The sequence below is a fragment of the Lachnospiraceae bacterium oral taxon 500 genome, assembly GCA_002999035.1.
Taxonomy (GTDB): Bacteria; Bacillota; Clostridia; order Lachnospirales; family Vallitaleaceae; genus W11650.
In genome coordinates, this window is sequence record CP027241.1 from 1494898 (window position 1) to 1513156 (window position 18259).

Genomic DNA, 18259 nt, shown 5'->3' on the forward strand with positions numbered 1-18259 from the left:
GTATCAAATATCAATATCTGTTTGTTTGCCGAATTGTAAGTACAGCATGAGAATGATTTTTGTTAGGAGCAGAGCCGCAAGAGCGGCGGAATGGAGATTTTTATGAGTGAAAAAGAATTGGCAACTACCGGCGAAATGCTGCAAACCATAGTGCATAAGTTTACCAAAAAGGCGCATCGGCCGTATAAGGATATGATTTTGCTGGGCTTTTTGGCTGGTGTTTTTATTGCCTTAGCGGGTGCCGGTGCTGATATGGCGGCACATAATCTGTTGATGAATCCGGCTACCACCGGGCTGGGGAAGCTTGCTTCGGGCATTATCTTTCCGGTGGGGCTGATGCTGGTTGTGTTTGGCGGTACTGATCTTTTTACCAGTAATTGTCTGGCCTTTACCGGCGTATTGGCGGGAAAAGTCAAACTGGCGGAGCTATTGGTTAACTGGCTGATTATTTATCTCAGTAATTTTGCCGGGGCACTGCTGGTGGCTTTTTTATTTTTTCAAAGCGGCGAACTGCATTTATCCGAGAATGTGCTGGGGGGCTTAGCCGTTAAAATGGCTTACGGCAAGATTCATTTAAGTCCGGCCGAAGCGGTCAGTCTCGGGATTTTATGTAATATCTTAGTTTGTCTGGCGGTTTGGCTGGCGAGCGGTATGAAAAAGGTGTCTGCTCAGTTTATGGCGATTTTCTTTCCGATTTTCTTATTCATTACTTCCGGCTATGAGCATAGTGTGGCCAATATGTTCTACCTGCCGCTGGGAATTTGGGCTAAGACCAATCCTGCCTACGCTGCGGCCTCGGGGCTTTTGCCGGAGCAGTTGGCGCTGGTTAACTGGGGAGATGCACTTCTCCGCAATCTTCTGCCGGTAACGGCCGGCAACATCATCGGCGGTGCGCTGCTGATTGGCGGAATTTATTTTCTGCTGCATGGGAAAGAATTAAAGGGGTAAAAGAAAATAGCAGATAATCTTCGGAACGCCGTACGAGCGCGGCTAACCGGAGATTTTTTTGATTGTATTTTAGGAAAAAGTACCTATGGGCTTACAAAACGGCAGCCTTTTTTCTCTTTTATCATTAGATAGGCTTTGTTATATACTTTTTTTAAACTTTTTGTTATAATAAATTTAATTTCAGGTGACATGAAAAAAGGAGGGATTGACTATGAAATCTAATTTGCTGCCGGAGCACCGGGTCTGTCTGTTGAAATCACCGGCCGATTGGAAGGAGATTATCCGCCAAGGCTGTAGGTTAATGGAAGAAGATGGGGTGATTGCGGCTGGATTTTATCCGGAGATTATTCGCCAGATGGAAAAGCTGGGGCCGTATATGGTGCTGGCGGATGGCTTTGCGCTGCCGCATTTGGTGTCGGCGGTGCTGGTGCATGAAGCAGGCTTTGCCCTGATAATCAGCCCGCAGCCGGTTGATTTTTTAGGCGAGGCGGTGAAAGCGTTTTTGATTATGGCGACGCCCAATTCTTCAGCGCACGTTAAATTTTTGGCAAAAATTGCCGAGACTTTGTCTGAACCGGAAAACTTAGCGGGACTTTTGCGCGGCGACCGGCAGATGATAGAAATGCTGTATCAAACCGAAGGGAGGTGATGAAGTGAAAATTTTAGCGGTTTGCGGTTTTGGCGTGGGTTCTTCGATGGTGCTGAAAATGACAATTGAAAAAGCGCTGCGGGAACTGAACGTGACCGCCGAGGTGGAAAATACCGATTTGACTTCGGCCGGGTCAACCGCCTGTGATGTGATTTTAACCAGTGAAGAGCTGCTTGAAAACCTGCGCAGTGCCGGTACCTGTCCGATTTACCCAATCAAGCGCTACATGGATAAGCAGGAGGTCAAAGCGGCGTTGGAAAAGTTTTTACAGGAGCACGGCAGCTGATTCGGCTTTGGTAAATGGCGGCAGGCCGGTTTGATTTCGGCATATGCTGCCGATACACCGAAAGTCGGAGAAGAAGGACTTAACACATGAAAAAAGAAAGGGAAAGGAGCTTGTTATGAACTTTATTACCTCTAATATTTTACGGAATCCGCCGGTGTTATTGGGATTAATTGCGGCTTTGGGTCTGATTCTACAAAAAAAGAGTCTGACGGACGTGATTAAGGGTGTATTTTTAACGGCCTTCGGCATGGTGATTTTAAGCGCCGGTGTGTCAATGCTGGTTAATTCTATTTTACCGATCAATCAAGCGTTTCAGTCAGCTCTGACGCAGGCGGGCGGAGCGGAGGGACTCAATGACGCTACGTTTACGGCCACTTATGGCGGTGAAGTCGGCATGGCTATGTTTATTGGTTTGGTTTTGCATCTTTTGATTGCCCGACTGACCCCGTTTAAAATCATTTTTTTAACCGGCCATATGATTTGGTGGTTTCCCTTTATTTTTGTGGCTGCCGGAGTGGAGGGCGGCTTGCGCGGAACGGCGCTGGTGGTTTTTGGCGCGGTTTTTTCCGCTCTGTATTGGTCGATCATGCCGTGGGTACTGCGCAAATATGTTTGGGCGGTAACGGATGACAAAGGCTTTACTTTGGGACACCCGGCCGGTATGCTGGCTTTGATTGCCGGTGCGGTCGCCAAGGTCAGCGGCGATAAGAAAAAATCCACGGAAGATATTGCCCTGCCCAAGTCGCTGTCCTTTTTCCGGGAAATTTCCATTACCGGCGGTTTGGTTATCACCATTATGTTTGTAATCATTGCCCTTGTGATTCCGGCGGTCTTGCCGGAGGGAGAAAATATTATCATGTTTTCTTTTGCGCAGGGACTGAACTTTGCAGCGGGGCTTTTAATCCTGCTTTATGGTGTCAGAATGCTGATCAGTCAAATCGTGCCGGCCTTTCAGGGGATTTCCGAAAAACTGGTACCGAATGCGATTCCGGCGTTTGACTGCCCGATTTTATTTAACTATAAGCCGAATGCCGTGCTGATTGGCTTTATCTTTGCCATGATTGTATCCACGGTGATGATTGTGATTGCCAACAGCCTTAATTTGTTCGGTATTATCTTGATTCCGCTGGTCATTACTTCTTTCTTTGAATGCGGTACGGCGGCGGTTATTGCCGAGGGGCAGGGAGGCCTGCGCGGCTGTGTGATCGGCACTTCGGTGGCCTCGATTTGTATGGTCGCGTTTATGGGCGTATCGGCGCTGCTTTATGCCGGCACGATTCAGAACTGGATTTTGATTTTCGGCGGCAATGACTTTTCTGTTTTCGGTGCATTGGCCCGGTTAATTGCCAGCCTGTTCGGAATGGCGGTATAAAGATGCTGAGTTATATAGCCAAAATTAAGGAACTGATTGATCGGATTGAAGCCGCCGAAATCGACGGCATTCGGCAGGCGGCGGGCTGGGTGGCGGACGCTTTGGAAAACGGGCATGCCATTTATGTATTCGGGGCCAGTCACGCCTCTATTTTAAGTCAGGAGCTTTTTTACCGGGCCGGTGGTTTGCTGCCGGTGACACCGATTTTTGGCCGGGAAATTATGCTGGATACGGCACCGGTGACTAAGACCAGTCAAATGGAGCAATTAGAGGGCTATGGCCGGATTTTGGCGAATAGTTATCCGCTGGCGGCCGGTGATGTGCTTTTGATTCATTCCGTTTCCGGCCGCAATCCGGTGGCGATTGATCTGGCGCTGGCAGCCAGGGAAAAAGGCGTTCGGCTGATTGCTGTTACCAACCGGACTTACAGTGCGTCGGTCTCTTCCCGTCATTCCAGCGGGAAAAAGCTGATGGATTTATGCGATTTGGTGTTGGATAATCACGGCGAAATCGGCGATGCCTGCTGTTCGGTCGAGGGACTGCCGATCAAGGTGGGGGCGTCTTCCACGGTAACCGGCTGCCTGATTGCCAATGCGGTGATGGTTGAAGCGGTAGAGCAGATTCAAAAAAATAAAAAGATTCCGGCGCCGGTTTTTTACAGCGCCAACTTAGACGGCGGCGCCGAAAAAAATCAGGAACTGTTCGAGCGGTTTCGGGAGCAGATTCATTATGAGTTTTAAAAACGAAAGGTAAGGAGCAGTCCTGCAATATAGGTGTCAATTTTTTGGCACCTATATTTTTTAAATCAGTTCAGGCAACTGCAAATATGTACTTGCTTAATGTCCGGTTTTGCAGTTTATCGGAAGTTATTTATATTCAACATACTCTTTATATATTTCGAGGAACCGAAAGTGCTGGTCTGGCAGCAGATTGGAAAAATACCAATACAAAAGGGAAATAAAGCTGGCAAAACGACGAAAAAACAGATGCAAAATCCCAAAATATATAGTATAATCATTTATTATAACGTTTCAATAACAAGGAGAAGGAAAATGGCTACTATATTGGATGTCGCAAAGTTAGCAGGGGTATCCCAAGGCACGGCTTCTAATGTCTTGAACGGCAAGGGTAATGTCAGCAGCGAAAAAATTAAGCTGGTGGAAGAAGCGGCCAGACAGCTGGGCTATACGATCAACGAACGGGCTAAAATATTAAGAAAAGGCAGTGGCAATTTGATTGGTGTGATTTTACCGTCAATTGAATATAAGAAATACCGGGAGTTTTATTACAGCTTCAAGCATTTTATTGAGCAAAACGGCTATATTACCGAACTTTTTCTGTCAAACGAAAATCCGCAGACGGAAATTGAGCTGATTCAGCGGGCGCAGGCGATGATGGCGACGGCAGTGGTGACGATTACCTGTATCAAGGAGCCGCGGGATTATTATGCTGAAAAAGGCTTTGATAAAGTTTGTTTTGTGGAAAGAAAGCCGGGATTTGCGGCTGATTACTACGGCTTTGATTATGAAGCGGCCGGCCGGGCGCTGGCTCAGACCACTCTGCAGAAGAAATGCGGCAAGGTTCTTTTGATCACTGACTCGCTCCGCTATTCCAATGAAAAAGAATTTTACACCGGATTTCAGGCAGAATTCAATCGACAGGAAACATCCTTTAACCATATGTCCACTAATATTCGCCGAATTTCACATACCATTTTAAATATGCTGACAGCCAGTGAAAAAATAGACGCGATTGTTACATCGAACATCAGCTTTGCCGAAGAAATCAAGAAAACGGCGGAAGCGTTTAATGATATGGGAAAAGTTCCGATTTATACATCGTCGACAGTGGTGTCTTTGCCGGAAAGAAACTTTTATAAATATGAGTTTAATTACAGCCTGCTGGGGCGCGAGGTGGCGGCAGCAGTGACCCAAAGAGACGCAGCTCGAACCGGACGTGCTTGCATTTTGGCTAATGACGGCTTTCGAAACTGGACTGATATTAAAGCCGGTAAGCACCCGGCTCCCCGGATTCATGTGCTCACTTTGGAAAGCCCGGAAGCGAACATTATGCAGGGGTTGGCTAAATTATACACCGAAGAAACCGGCACCGAAGTTAAAATTTCCATTTTTTCCTATGATGAAATATATGAGCAGTTTCTGTATTCGCAGGATTCGGATCTCTATGATGTGCTCAGAATTGACGTTACCTGGCTGTCGTGGTTTGCCGATCGTTTTTTTGTACCGCTGGAAGAAATAGATCCTCAGATTAAAAACGTCTTTGCTGAATATATTCCGGCACTGAAAGGAAAATATTCTTATGCCAACGGTAAAATATACGCGCTGCCGGTTACGCCCAGTGCGCAGCTTCTTTTTTACCGGAAAGATTTGTTTGAAAGCAATGTCAATAAGCGACTGTATCGGGAGAGGTATAGGAAAGAATTAAAGGTGCCTCAGACTTTTCGAGAATACAATCAAATTGCCGAGTTTTTCTTCGACTTGGCCGGAGAGGGGGCGGCGGATGTCAAATACGGCACAGGATTGACTTTGGGGAATACCGGTGTGGCCTCGACAGAGTTTTTGGCCAGATTGTTCAGTCATAAAAAACGGCTGTATGACGAGCGGGGCTGGATAACCGTCAATGACGAGGCCGGCTTGGTGGCGATGTGTGAGCTGATTGAAGTTCAGAAATATGCACCGCAGAAAACAACGCGCTGGTGGACAACGGCGGCACAGGAATTTGCCAGCGGCGAACTGGCGATGATGATTAATTTCAGCAATTATGCTTCGGAAATTTTAGGACATAATTCAAAAGTGGCTGAAAACATCGGTTTTGGTGTAGTGCCGGGCGGAAATCCGATTTACGGCGGCGGGACTTTGGCTGTGTCTAGGAACAGCAGGTATAAAGAAGATGCCGTTTCCTTTATCAAATGGATTACCAAAGAGCCGGTGGCCTCGGCTATGGCCATGCTGGGCAGTGTCTCGCCTTGTTTAAAAACCTATTCCAAATACGATATTATTGATACGTTTCCCTGGCTGGAATTGTCCAAGGAAAGCTTCGCTTATTCGACGACCAACCGGACACCGGAGGATGGCGCACACCCCTTTGATGAAAAGCGCTTTTTGAATATTCTGGGAACGGCCGTTAAAAATGTGATTACCGGCATTTACACTATGCAGGAAGCGCTTGATCAGGCGCAGGAGTTGATCGATAAAGAACTTAATTTCCGGCGCTGATGTTTTATCTTTGCATTCAGAGCCGCTGGCGGCGGTGTTTACAGGAGTGTTTTATGGCTCTTGAATAAATGAGAACCAAAAGTTGAGTTTTGGTTCTTTTTTATTTGTGTTTTGATCTGGCAGGAAGAGATTTACGGAAAAACAGACAAAGAAAAAGAAAAGCTCTGAAAAAATTTAAATAAAATTTCGCCTTTTAATATTGACACGTTTCAAAATAAGATATATAATCAAAAACATAAGGAAGAAAAATAAAACGTTACAATTTTTAAAGGAGGGTTATGATGAAACGAAAGATTTTAAGTTTGCTGTTAGCGACAGCGGTGGGTGTCTCTTTATTGGCGGGGTGTACCACTCAGAAGGAAGAAACGGCCAAGACGGATCAGAAAACAGAGCAGACTGCGGAGCAAAAACCGGAACAAAAACCGGAACAAAAACCGGAAGAAAAGCAGAATGAAAATACCGGCCAACAGGCACCGAGCGGTTCAACGGTTGTGGTTTATACCAACAGCGGTTCGGAAGGCCGGAGCGAGTGGCTGACCGAAAAAGCAGCGGCAGCCGGCTTTAATATTCAGGTTGTAGCCATGGGTGCATCGAAACTGACGGAACGGATCATTGCCGAGAAGAACAACCCGCTGTGTGACGTGACTTTTGGTTTGAACAATATTGAATATGAAAAATTAAAGGCGCAGGATATCCTGCAAAAATGGCAGCCGGATTGGCTGGACGGCGTTGATCAGGACTTGGTTGATAAGGATGGCTTTTATTATCCGATTAGCACCACACCCTTGGTCTTGATCGGCAAGGATGATTTTGACGATATGCCGGGTGATTGGACGGATCTGATTCAGGAAAAATACAAGGATAAGTATCAGTTATATGGCTTGGGCGGAGGCACTGGTAAAACCGTATTTGCCAGCGTAGTCAGCCGTTATCCGGATCCCAACGGCGAATTGGGCATTTCTGAAGAAGGCTGGAAAGTTGCAGGCGCTTATTTGAGCAATTCACATATCGTTGCGGATGGCGAGGATCCGATCGGTAACGTGATCAACGGTACCTATCCCTTGATGCAGCGTTGGGCTTCGGGTGTCATCACCGAGCAAAAGACCAGAAATTACAAGTTCCAGGTGATGAAGCCGGAAATCGGTGAGCCGTTTGTGGTTGAGTCTTTAGCCATTGCCAAGGGCGCCAAAGACTATGATGAATGCGTCCGGTTTTTAAACTGGCTGGGCAGCGCAGAGGTGCAGCTGGCTTGGTCAAACGAGTTCGGTACGATTCCCTGTCAGAAAGAGGCTTTGGCCAATGTCAGTGCTGAAATCAAGGAGTTTATGGAAGGCTTAAAGCCCCAGCAGCTGGATTGGCAATTTATCGCCCAAAATATTGATGCCTGGGTGGAAAAAGCGGAATTGGAATTTATTAAATAATTTAGGCAATAAGAAAGAAACATTAAAGGAGAGGAAACCTGCAATGGTAAAATTTGAAAATGTGGAAATCCGGTATGGAAAATTTGTGGCCATTGAGAATCTGAACCTGGATATCAAGGAAGGTGAGTTTTTCACCTTCCTTGGCCCCAGCGGCTGCGGGAAAACCACTTCGCTCCGGGCGTTGGTTGGTTTTATCCACCCGTCCAAGGGAAAAGTTTATATTAATGGGCAGGACGTGACCAATTACCCGGTTGAGGATCGCAATGTCGGTATGGTCTTTCAAAGTTACGCCCTGTTTCCGACGATGACGGTGTATGAAAATATTGCTTTCGGCATGAAAGTAAAAAAAATGAGGAAAGAAGAAATTGACCGGAAAGTTCGGGAAATCGCTAAAAAAATAAAAATTACCGATGAACAGCTGGCCAAAAATGTCTCTGAGCTGTCCGGAGGCCAGCAGCAGAGAGTGGCGTTAGCCAGAGCAATCGTGCTTGAACCCAAAATTCTATGTCTGGATGAACCCTTGTCCAACTTGGATGCCAAGCTGAGAATCAACATGCGGTTGGAATTGAAGCGCCTGCAAAAGGAACTGGGCATTACCACCCTTTATGTTACTCATGATCAGGAGGAAGCTTTGACCTTATCCGACCGGATTGCCGTTTTTAATAACGGTTATGTTGAGCAGGTAGGAACACCGTATGAGATTTACAATAAATCGCAAAGCGAGTTTGTCTGTGACTTTATCGGTGATATTAATAAGCTGGGCGAAAATATTTTAAATGAAATCAACCGGCTGGCGAACTCGGATCTGAATGTTAAAAAATCCGGCTTTATCCGTATTGAGCAGTGCCTGAGTGAAAATAAGGGCGATCAGGTTAAATTGGTCGGTACGGTCAGCGAAGTCGAGTTTAATGGGGTTTTGACCAAATATACTTTGGAGTGTCTGGGAGAAACGATTAAATATCTGGAAAAAAATGACGGCTATAAATTATACGGGGAAGGCGATCAAATTGAAATTTATATTAATCCTAAAGATATTATGCAGTTTTAGGAGGGAAATAAATGAATAAAATAAAAGATGCCTTGCGCAGACGCGATATCCGGATTTCGTTGCTGCTGATTAAAATTGCGTTAATTTGGTTCATAGTCACCTTTTTAATTTTTCCCAATGTGAATTTGCTGATGCGGGTTTTCACCCGGGATGGGCAGTTTTCCCTGCAGGCGATTACCAAGATTATGAAGTCGGGCCGAGCCATCGGCAGCTTGCAGAACAGCTTTTTACTGGCGGTATTTTCGATTGTCACGGTTAATATTTCCGGTATTTTGATTGTCCTGTTTACAGAATATTTTGATATCAAAGGTGCGAGATTGCTAAGCTTAGGTTTCATGTCAACCTTGATTTACGGCGGCGTAGTGCTGGTCACCGGCTATAAGTTTGTTTACGGCGAGACCGGCGTAGTTACTAATGTACTGCTTCGCTTTTTTCCCGGCATGGATCCCAAGTGGTTCGTCGGCTTTGGAGCGGTGTTGTTTATTATGACCTTTTCAGCCACCTCCAATCATATGATGTTTTTAACCACGGCCATCCGCAATCTGGATTACCACACGATTGAAGCTGCCAAAAATATGGGTGCGTCGCAGAAGCATATCTTGTTTAAAATCGTGCTGCCGACCATGAAGCCGACAATTTTTGCGATTACGATTTTAACCTTTATCGCGGCGTTAAGCACGATGTCCGGACCGTTAATTGTCGGCGGCAAGGATTTCCAAACTATCAATCCAATGATTAAAACCTTTGCCGGTATGACCGGCTCCAGAGATATTGCGGCGCTGCTGGCGATTATTTTGGGACTGTCGACTTCGATTTTGCTGTTTTTCATGCAAAAAATTGAAAAAAAAGGTAATTTTGTGTCAGTTTCTAAAACCAAAGCCAGAATGGTTAAACAAAAGATTGAAAATCCGGTCTTAAATGTAGTGGCACACATTGTTGCATATTTAATGCTGGTCATTTATATGCTGCCGATTGTCAATGTATTGGTATTTTCTTTTACTGACGGTCTGACGGTGCAAACCGGCATTATTCGGCCTGATTCTTTTACATTGGCCAATTATGCCAAATTGTTCCGGTCTGCTGCGGCTTATAAGCCATATCTGGTCAGTATCGGTTACGCTCTGATCGCTTCGCTAGCAGTAGCGGTGCTATGTATCACCGTTGGCCGGATCGTGACCAGTCCGCGTCGAAAAACGGATAAGCTGTTTGAACCGGCAGTATTGATTCCTTGGCTGCTGCCATCGACGATGATTGCGTTGGGTTTGATGATGACTTATGATGAGCCGCGAATACTTTTGGGTAATAAAGTCTTGGTGGCAACGCCGATTATTATGCTGTTAGCCTATATTATTATCAAAATTCCATTTTCCTATCGGATGATTCGGGCGGGATTTATCGGCTTTGATAAAAATATGGAAGAGGCGGCTCAGGTCATGGGTGCCAAGCCCTTTTACACCATGCGCAAAGTCATTCTGCCGATTTTGATGCCGGTTGTCTTATCGGTCATTGTGTTAAACTTTAATTCCCTGCTGTCGGAATATGATTTGTCTGTATTTCTTTATCATCCTTCGTACCAACCGCTGGGAATTGTGATTAAAATGGCGAGCGATGAAATGGCAACGGTGGATTCGCAGTCAATGGCCTTTGTATATACGGTTGTTTTAATGATTATCTCTGTATTTACGCTGTGGATGGCCAGATATGACGGAATTAAAACAATAAGGAGTTTATTTGCAAAAATCAGAAAAGGAAGAGTGAAAATATGAGCAGAGCAGTGGATTTAATCAAAGAAAAAGGGATTTTGGTGGCGGCGCATCGGGGGACATCAGGTGGAAATATTCCGGCTAATACCATTGCGTCCTTTGATATCGCACTCAGGGACGGGGCGGATATTTTAGAAATGGATTTGGCTAAAAGCTCGGACGGTAAGCTTTTTATCTTTCATACCGGGATGGAACCGGCACATTTGGATCGGCACATCCGATTTGGTGAGCATTCGGCGGCGGAAATTGAAAAAATGAGGCTGTGTAATGTTGACCTGATCGAAACTTTTTTGCCGGTTAATACCTTTGCCGAAATACTGGAAAGGTACAAGGGGAAATGTATTTTAAACCTTGACCGGTGCATTGGCTTTGTTGAGGATGTGATGAAAGAAGTCAGGCGGCATGGTATGGTCGAACAAATTCTGTTAAAAAGCGATCCTTCTGATGAGTCTTTGCGGAAGATAGAAGCCTTCGCATCGGATGTGGACTATATGCCGGTTTATATGGAAGAAGATCCGGCTACCGAAAAAATTGAGAAAATGAATATTAAATTTATCGGCGCCGAGTTAGTATTCAAAACAGTGGATGCCCCGATTGCCCGCCCGGAGTATATTGAAAAAATGCATAAAAAAAGCAAGTTCTTATGGGGCAACAGTTTGGTTTATTCCAGCAAAGTCCCTCTGGCAGCCGGATACAGCGATGATCTATCATTGACTGAGAATCCTGATTTGGGATGGGGCAAGCTGGCGGAAATGGGATTTGATATTATTCAGACTGACTGGAGTAAGCATTGCTTAGAATATTTAAAAGCGAAACAGTACAGAAAACAGTAAAGGCTTGGACTAAAAAAGGTTTTGCTTTTTGGCTGCCGGCAGCTTGGCGTTTTATGACACAGCCATTGCCCTAATCCCCGAAAAACAAATAAATTTTGTTCGCCGCGTTTCCCTATGGAGGCGCGGTTTTTTAAAAAGGCGGTTTTTAATCGGAAGCCCTGTGTCTTTCGGAGGGAAACAAGAACATCGGGTAAATAACGATGCCTTCAGATGACAACGGGTGCCGTGCGGGCCGCACAGCCTTGCGGAAACATGAAACGTTTTGCGCGCTTGGTGCAAGACGGTACTCGCGCAAGCAAAGCTGAGCATATAAAAAAGGAGAAGCAATATGTTTTATGAGCATTTAAGAGGTATCGGCTTAGAGGCGTTAATTGTAAAAACGGTTCTGGCTTTAGTTGTGGGCGGAGTATTGGGCCTGGAGCGGGGGAGAAAAAGGCGGCCGGCCGGGTTTCGAACCTTTATGCTGGTATGCTTTGGTTCGATGTCAGTCGCGGCGGCTAATTTTTATGTATTTAAAGTTTTTCAGGTATCCGATCCCGTCCGGATGGGAGCGCAGGTGGTCAGCGGTATTGGCTTTTTGGGGGCGGGAACAATCATTACCAATTCCAAAAATCAGATCAGTGGGATTACCACCGCTGCCAGCCTGTGGACGGCGGCTTGTTTGGGGCTGTCAATCGGCATTGGCTTTTATGAGCTGGCATTGATCGGCGTGGTAATGGTGCTGCTGATAAATTCCGGTTTTCAATATGTTGATAATTATTTAGCTATGAACTCCAGATTTCTGAAACTATACATTGAGTTTGATTCGGAGCGGCAAATCAGCCAGCTGATTGAATTTGCCCGGGCGAATAAATATGATATCCGGGATATGCAGATCAAAAGAAATAAAATCAATAAAGAGGTAGCCAGTGTTATATTGCTGCTCCGCTCCGGTATTAAAAAATCTCATGCGGAAGCAATTCAGGAATGGGAAAATATAGAAGGCGTATCGTTTATTGAGGAGATTGAATAAAAAGCCCCCGGTCAATTAAATTGTTTAAACTTAGACGGCGGCGCCGAAAAAAATCAGGAACTGTTCGAGCAGTTTCGGGAGCAGATTCATTATGAGTTTTAGTGCTTAAAAGCAAGTCTGAAAAATAAAAAAATTATGCCGGCAGTCGGCACTAAAAACGTCAAAGTTTAAAGAGCTTTGGCGTTTTTGCGTAAAAAACTATGACGACTGCGGCCGGAGCAGAAAAAAGAAGTATTTCCTTAGGATAAAGTTGAGTTTGAATTTTAAAATTAAATTTGCTATAATAAAAAAACAGAAGGTGCTTCGCTGTGTGGGGACAGCGGAGGAAACAGTTTTTAAGGGAGGAAAATTTATGAATATTTGGCATGATATCAAACCGGAGCGGGTCACGCCGGACAAGTTTATTGCCGTGGTTGAAATCAGCGGCGGCAGCAAGGTGAAGTATGAAATGGACAAAGCGACCGGTCTTTTGCGGATGGACCGGGTGCTGTATACAGCCACTCACTATCCGGCCAATTACGGCTTTTTGCCGCTGACCTATGCCAATGACAAAGACCCGCTGGATGTGCTGGTACTGGCCTCGGTCAATTTTGTGCCGATGTCAATGGTCGAGTGCTATCCGATTGGGGTGGTGATCATGGAGGACGAAGGCTACCGGGATGAAAAAATCATTGCCATTCCCTTTACTGACCCGACGTACAGCAGTTTTCAGAAGATTGAAGATCTGCCGGCTCATATTATGAAGGAACTCCTGCATTTCTTTGAAGTGTATAAAACCTTGGAAGGCAAGGCCACGGCGATTGGCAGCGTCGAAGGGAAAGACGCGGCCAAAGAGATTATTCGCCAGGCTTTGGCGGAGTATTGGCAGCTCCGCTCGGAAGGCAAGCTGGGATAGCGAAAAGAGGGCGATCATGAAAATAGTGCTGATCAGTGATACGCATGGTTATTGCGACGGCTTAGCCGACAGTATAAAGCAGCAGCAGGCGGATTATATCCTGCATATGGGCGATGGTGTGACGGATGCTTACCGGCTGAAGCGGGAAACCGGACTGCCTGTTTTTGTGGTGGCCGGCAATAATGACTACGGCACACAGGAGAAAGAAGCGTTGTTTTTGATTTTAGAACACATACCGATTTTTATGACCCATGGACATCGCTACGGCGTGCATTACGGCCGGGAGCAGTTAGCGGAGACGGCCTTGCAGAAAGAGGCCAAACTGGCACTCTATGGCCATACTCATATTTTTAAGGATGAGGAAATTGCCGGTGTCCGGTTGATTAATCCCGGTTCACCTACCCTGCCCCGTGGCGGCGGGAGCCCGAGCTATGCAGTTTTAGATCTGACCGACGGAAAGCTGCAAAGAATTACCGTACCGGTGCCGAAGGGACTGCGCTGGTTTTTTTAAATGGCTGTAAAACGGTTTAAGACTGACAATAAGATAGAAGTTTTTTGATATCTGGCTGCTGTAAGGGAAATCCTTAGGGCAGCCGGATTGTTTTTTGCCGATGAAAAAGCAAATCAAACGATGAGGAAACGTGTATACAAAAAGAGCCGCCCGGAAGTATAAATCCGAGCGGCTTGCCTAGGCAGCCACGTTTTTTATTGCCTAATAATCCTAATGTTTATTTACTTTTTATTTCACCACTTTCGCATACTTAAAGGAAAGCTGACTGAGCGGTGATAAACTCCAGCCTTTGACATAGTCTTTCATCATCAGGCTGCTGGAACGATGGTACATCGGCAGGAACGGATAATCGGCCATCATAATGTCCTCGGCTTCCCGAATCAGGGTCAGGGCTTTTTCCGGATCCAGTTCGCTCTTGATCTCATTGACCTTGGCATCATAGACCGGATTAGCGTAACCGGTGTTGTTAAGATAATCGTTGCTCATAAATGACGGCAGGAAGGTCATCGGATGCATAAAATCAGCGCCCGCGCCCATAGCGGCAACCTCGTATTTCATTGCCTGAACGTCATCGTAGTAAACCGCCCACTCAGAGTTGCTGATTTCGACATTAATATTCAGGTTTTCTTTAAACATTTGCGCCAGCGCTTCAGCGATCAGCTTGACCTGCGGGCTGGTGTAATAAGACAGCTGCAAAGTCGGGAAGCCTTTGCCGTCCGGATAGCCGGCTTCGGCCAAAGCTTTTCTGGCTTCTTCTACATTGGCGGTATCGCTGATGCCATAATCCGAGCGCCCCTCAATATAATCCTTACCGTTGACCACATAGCCGGGGCCAAGTAAAGCATGCGCCGGCAAATCCGAGCTTTGCAGAACGTTTTCAATCAGAGACTTGCGGTCAACTGCCAGGTTCAGCGCTTTTCTGACCAGAACATTGTCATACGGTGGTTTCTGGGTATTGATCAAATAATAGGAAGTAGCATAGGTCGGCATAATATGCAAATCATTGCTCTCGGCTTTGAGGCGGGCAAAGTCGGCCATCGGTACCGACCGCATACCGTCGATTTCATTGCTGTCAAAAGCAATAAGGGCGGTGGCTTGATCCTTGATCATACGGAAAGTAACTTCTTCCAAAGTAACATTGGCGGCATCCCAGTAATTTTCATTCTTGGTTAAAACCGTAGCTTCGTTTAAGTTCAGCTTGGTAATCTTAAACGGGCCGTTGACGACATAGGTATCGGCCGATAAGGTCCATTTGTCGCCGTTGGCTTCTATGGTCGCCTTATTTAGCGGATCGTAAACATGGAGCGACACCAGGTCAATGAAGAAAGAGGTCGGGCTAGTCAGTTCGATCACCAGAGTCTTTTCGTCCGGTGCTTTAAAACCGACCTGATCAAAAGGAACGGTGCCCTCATAGCAGGCCTGCGCGTTCAGGACATAATTGGTAATCATGTTAACGTTTTGCGAGGCTGTTTCCGGTTTCAGCGTCCGCTCAAAGCTGTACATAAAATCCGCCGAAGTCAGGGGCGATCCGTCGCTCCATTTTAAGCCATCTCTTAAAGTAAAGGTATAGGTTTTGCCATCCTCGGAAACGGTCCAGCTTTCTGCCAGAGCCGGAACCAGTTCATTGTTGGCGTTGGATGTAACTAGGCCTTCAAAGCAGTTATCTAAAAACGGCATGGCAAAAGAGTTGTTGGTAACGATCGGATCCAGTCCGTCCGGTACGTCATGCAGGGCAAAAACAATCTTTTGCTCGACGGTACTACCAGTATCGGTCGGAGTGGTCGAAGTTTCTTTGGTGTTGTCTTTTGAGGTTTCTTTGGTTGGAGTGTTGGTGTCTTCTTCGGTTTTGCTGGCCTGATTGCCGCCGCAGCCGGACAGCAGGGACAAAACCAGAAGCAGGCTTAAACCCATCGTTAAAAATCGTTTCATAAAATTACCTCTCTTTCTTTTATTTTGCGGTTACTCTATCTTTCCACTTTCTCTATTAACCGATTTTGTCCGGCTGTGGCTGCCCAAAACGGTTTGCTGTTTTTGCAATCTTCCGTTAAAAGCTTTGCTTTTGCGGGTGCAGGCTTTTTGACGGCTGATGTTGGCACGCACACAGTCAACTTGTTTTAGCTAATAGCAGAAAGTTGGAGCTAACGCTTTTTCACAGAGCCGGAAAGAGTTCCGGTCTTCCGGCAGCGAAAACAGCGCAAAGCTTTTAGTACAAATGGCAGGCGACCTGATGGCCGGGAGCGGCTTCTTTCATCACCGGATCCATTTCCTGGCAAATCTTTTTGGCGTAGGGGCAGCGGCTATAAAAGCGGCAGCCCGGCGGCAAAGAAATGGGACTGGGGATATCGCCGCTCATTTCTGCCTGACTGGTCAGCTTGGCAGCCCGGACGTCAAGGCTGGGAATACTGGCCAGAAGTCCTTTGGTATAGGGATGCAAAGGATTCTTATACAGTTCCTTGGACTCGCTCAGTTCAACCAGCTTGCCCAAATACATCACGCCGACATAGTCGGAAATATATTCCACTACCGATAAATCGTGGGCGATAAATAAATACGTCAGCTTTTCCTTTTGCTGGAAATCGGTCAGCAGATTGATGATTTGCGCCTGAATCGAAACATCCAGCGCCGAGATCGGCTCGTCGCAGATAACCAGTTTCGGCCGCAAAATCAACGCCCGGGCAATGCCGATCCGCTGCCGCTGTCCGCCCGAAAACTCATGGGCATAGCGGGTGCTGTGCTCGGCGTTTAAGCCGACCTGCTTTAAAATTTCATTGACCATGTCGTTACGTTCTGCTTTGCTGCTCCCGATTTGATGCGCTTCCAGCGGCTCGGCGATGATATCGCGCACGGTCATCCGGCCGTTTAAGGAAGTATACGGATCCTGAAAGATCATCTGTATATTTTTACGGACAGGTTTCAGCTGCTTTTGCGAAAGTCCGGCAATGTCCTGACCGTCAAAAATGATTTGGCCGCTGCTTGGGTCATAAATCCGAATAATGGTCCGGGCGCAGGTGGATTTGCCGCAGCCGGACTCACCGACCAGCCCCAGAGTTTCTCCTTCGTTGATGTGGAAGCTGACGTCATCAACGGCATGGACAACTTGGTCTTTATAATTTTTTACCGGAAAATGCTTGACTAAGTTTTTAATTTCCAGCAGTTTCATATCTTTTTCCTCCACTTTCGTTTATTTCTGCGCAAAGGGATTCTGCTCGGCCGGCGCGTTTTCGGAAATCAGCCAGCAGCCGGAATAGTGATGCTCGCTGATTTGGGTATAGGGCGCCATTTTTTTAGCGCAAATCTTGCGGGCATAACGGCAGCGCGGTGCAAAGGGACAGCCGGCCGGGGGGTTAAGCATATCCGGCGGCGAACCGAGGATGGGCTGCAGGGGTATGGATTTATCCTGTCCGATTTTGGGGATGGACTGAAGCAGCCCCATGGTATAGGGGTGCTTGGAGTTTAAAAATAAATCCTCCATCAGCCCTTCTTCCATTTTCATGCCGCCGTACATAACAATCGCCCGGCTGCACAACTGCATGACCACGCCTAAGTCATGGGTAATAAATAATATGCTCATGCCTAGTTCTTTTTGCAGTGAGGCTAAAAGTTTTAAAATCTGGGCCTGAATCGTCACGTCCAGCGCGGTGGTCGGTTCATCGGCAATCAAAACATCGGGTTTGCAGGCCAGTGCCAGTGCAATCATAACCCGCTGCCGCATACCGCCGGAAAACTCATGGGGCAGGCTTTTGTAGCGCTTTTCCGGTTCGGGAATCTTGACCAGCCGGAAAAGCTCCAACACCCGCGTTTTCATTTCTTCCTTGCCGACCTTCGGATAATGGATCCGAATCATTTCAGCCACCTGTTCGCCTACTGAAATCAGCGGGTTTAAGGAAGACATCGGGTCCTGGAAAATCATGGAAATCTCCTTGCCGCGAATGACCCGGATTTCATTTTTGGACATGGCCGAAATGACTTTGCCGTTAAAGGTGACAGTTCCTTCTTTAATTTTGGCGTTTTCCGCCAAAAGCTGCAGAACTGACATACTCATCACGCTTTTGCCGCTCCCGGATTCGCCGACCACACCCAGTGCTTCGCCGGCCTCAAGCGACAGGTTCATCCCGCGCAGCGCCTGAACTTCTCCGTTTTGGGTATAAAAAGAAGTTTTCAAATTTTCTATTTGTAATAAAGCCTGTGTCATATCGTATCCTTTCGTGGTTATAGTTCAGTCAACTTGCTGAACGCCCTCACACCAGCAGTTTGTCTGAACGGCAACACTTATGAGGGGTTCTTG

At 46.5% G+C, this 18259-nt stretch carries 16 protein-coding genes; 13 read left to right on the top strand and 3 right to left on the bottom strand.

Annotated elements, in window-relative coordinates:
* Positions 1–90 precede the first annotated feature (90 nt).
* The 13 genes from C3V36_06815 to C3V36_06875 all read left to right on the top strand — a co-directional run bounded on the left by C3V36_06815 (position 91) and on the right by C3V36_06875 (position 13974).
* Positions 91–948: an FdhC protein gene (locus C3V36_06815; protein AVM68974.1), complete on the top strand. Its 858-nt coding sequence runs from the start codon at positions 91–93 to the stop codon at positions 946–948.
* Between the two features lie 211 nt (positions 949–1159).
* Positions 1160–1597 (top strand): hypothetical protein, encoded by a 438-nt coding sequence (locus C3V36_06820; GenBank protein ID AVM68975.1) that lies wholly within the window; start codon positions 1160–1162, stop codon positions 1595–1597.
* 4 nt (positions 1598–1601) lie between these two features.
* On the top strand, positions 1602–1883 hold the full coding sequence (locus tag C3V36_06825; GenBank protein AVM68976.1) for a PTS ascorbate transporter subunit IIB: 282 nt from the start codon (positions 1602–1604) through the stop codon (positions 1881–1883).
* 115 nt (positions 1884–1998) lie between these two features.
* Positions 1999–3255: a PTS ascorbate transporter subunit IIC gene (locus tag C3V36_06830; protein ID AVM68977.1), complete on the top strand. Its 1257-nt coding sequence runs from the start codon at positions 1999–2001 to the stop codon at positions 3253–3255.
* 2 nt (positions 3256–3257) lie between these two features.
* Positions 3258–3995, top strand: a complete 738-nt coding sequence (locus C3V36_06835) for a hypothetical protein (protein ID AVM68978.1) — start codon at positions 3258–3260, stop codon at positions 3993–3995.
* A 312-nt stretch (positions 3996–4307) separates the two neighbouring features.
* Positions 4308–6491 (top strand): transcriptional regulator, encoded by a 2184-nt coding sequence (locus tag C3V36_06840; protein ID AVM68979.1) that lies wholly within the window; start codon positions 4308–4310, stop codon positions 6489–6491.
* A gap of 281 nt (positions 6492–6772) precedes the next feature.
* On the top strand, positions 6773–7912 hold the full coding sequence (locus C3V36_06845; GenBank protein AVM68980.1) for an iron ABC transporter substrate-binding protein: 1140 nt from the start codon (positions 6773–6775) through the stop codon (positions 7910–7912).
* 43 nt (positions 7913–7955) lie between these two features.
* Positions 7956–8960: an ABC transporter ATP-binding protein gene (locus C3V36_06850; protein AVM68981.1), complete on the top strand. Its 1005-nt coding sequence runs from the start codon at positions 7956–7958 to the stop codon at positions 8958–8960.
* 11 nt (positions 8961–8971) lie between these two features.
* A complete protein-coding gene (locus tag C3V36_06855; protein ID AVM68982.1) occupies positions 8972–10726 on the top strand; it encodes an iron ABC transporter permease in 1755 nt (584 codons plus the stop codon).
* Positions 10723–11556: a glycerophosphodiester phosphodiesterase gene (locus C3V36_06860; protein AVM68983.1), complete on the top strand. Its 834-nt coding sequence runs from the start codon at positions 10723–10725 to the stop codon at positions 11554–11556. Before C3V36_06855 ends, C3V36_06860 begins: the two co-directional genes overlap by 4 nt.
* Before the next feature lie 328 nt (positions 11557–11884).
* On the top strand, positions 11885–12568 hold the full coding sequence (locus C3V36_06865) for an MgtC/SapB transporter (protein ID AVM68984.1): 684 nt from the start codon (positions 11885–11887) through the stop codon (positions 12566–12568).
* 352 nt (positions 12569–12920) lie between these two features.
* Positions 12921–13463, top strand: coding sequence for an inorganic pyrophosphatase (locus C3V36_06870; protein AVM70471.1), 543 nt, complete (start codon positions 12921–12923; stop codon positions 13461–13463).
* 16 nt (positions 13464–13479) lie between these two features.
* A complete protein-coding gene (locus C3V36_06875) occupies positions 13480–13974 on the top strand; it encodes a metallophosphoesterase (GenBank protein ID AVM68985.1) in 495 nt (164 codons plus the stop codon).
* Positions 13975–14202: 228 nt separating this feature from the next.
* On the opposite strand, the gene C3V36_06880 is transcribed toward C3V36_06875, so the two are convergent.
* The 3 genes from C3V36_06880 to C3V36_06890 form a co-directional block, all read right to left on the bottom strand.
* Positions 14203–15903 carry a peptide ABC transporter substrate-binding protein gene (locus tag C3V36_06880; GenBank protein ID AVM68986.1) on the bottom strand — a complete coding sequence of 567 codons (1701 nt, stop codon included), beginning with the start codon at positions 15901–15903 and terminating at the stop codon, positions 14203–14205.
* 274 nt (positions 15904–16177) lie between these two features.
* Entirely contained in the window at positions 16178–17134 is a 957-nt protein-coding gene (locus C3V36_06885) for a peptide ABC transporter ATP-binding protein (GenBank protein AVM68987.1), read from the bottom strand.
* A gap of 21 nt (positions 17135–17155) precedes the next feature.
* Entirely contained in the window at positions 17156–18166 is a 1011-nt protein-coding gene (locus C3V36_06890; protein AVM68988.1) for a peptide ABC transporter ATP-binding protein, read from the bottom strand.
* Positions 18167–18259: the final 93 nt, after the last annotated feature.

What these genes read in the sequence shown, in the direction of transcription:
- C3V36_06815 (AVM68974.1), top strand. Translation starts at nt 91, where the DNA reads ATGGAGATTTTTATGAGTGAAAAAGAATTGGCAACTACCGGCGAAATG.
- C3V36_06820 (AVM68975.1), top strand. Translation starts at nt 1,160, where the DNA reads ATGAAATCTAATTTGCTGCCGGAGCACCGGGTCTGTCTGTTGAAATCA.
- C3V36_06830 (AVM68977.1), top strand. Translation starts at nt 1,999, where the DNA reads ATGAACTTTATTACCTCTAATATTTTACGGAATCCGCCGGTGTTATTG.
- C3V36_06835 (AVM68978.1), top strand. Translation starts at nt 3,258, where the DNA reads ATGCTGAGTTATATAGCCAAAATTAAGGAACTGATTGATCGGATTGAA.
- C3V36_06840 (AVM68979.1), top strand. Translation starts at nt 4,308, where the DNA reads ATGGCTACTATATTGGATGTCGCAAAGTTAGCAGGGGTATCCCAAGGC.
- C3V36_06845 (AVM68980.1), top strand. Translation starts at nt 6,773, where the DNA reads ATGAAACGAAAGATTTTAAGTTTGCTGTTAGCGACAGCGGTGGGTGTC.
- C3V36_06850 (AVM68981.1), top strand. Translation starts at nt 7,956, where the DNA reads ATGGTAAAATTTGAAAATGTGGAAATCCGGTATGGAAAATTTGTGGCC.
- C3V36_06855 (AVM68982.1), top strand. Translation starts at nt 8,972, where the DNA reads ATGAATAAAATAAAAGATGCCTTGCGCAGACGCGATATCCGGATTTCG.
- C3V36_06860 (AVM68983.1), top strand. Translation starts at nt 10,723, where the DNA reads ATGAGCAGAGCAGTGGATTTAATCAAAGAAAAAGGGATTTTGGTGGCG.
- C3V36_06865 (AVM68984.1), top strand. Translation starts at nt 11,885, where the DNA reads ATGTTTTATGAGCATTTAAGAGGTATCGGCTTAGAGGCGTTAATTGTA.
- C3V36_06870 (AVM70471.1), top strand. Translation starts at nt 12,921, where the DNA reads ATGAATATTTGGCATGATATCAAACCGGAGCGGGTCACGCCGGACAAG.
- C3V36_06875 (AVM68985.1), top strand. Translation starts at nt 13,480, where the DNA reads ATGAAAATAGTGCTGATCAGTGATACGCATGGTTATTGCGACGGCTTA.
- C3V36_06880 (AVM68986.1), bottom strand. Translation starts at nt 15,903, where the DNA reads ATGAAACGATTTTTAACGATGGGTTTAAGCCTGCTTCTGGTTTTGTCC.
- C3V36_06885 (AVM68987.1), bottom strand. Translation starts at nt 17,134, where the DNA reads ATGAAACTGCTGGAAATTAAAAACTTAGTCAAGCATTTTCCGGTAAAA.
- C3V36_06890 (AVM68988.1), bottom strand. Translation starts at nt 18,166, where the DNA reads ATGACACAGGCTTTATTACAAATAGAAAATTTGAAAACTTCTTTTTAT.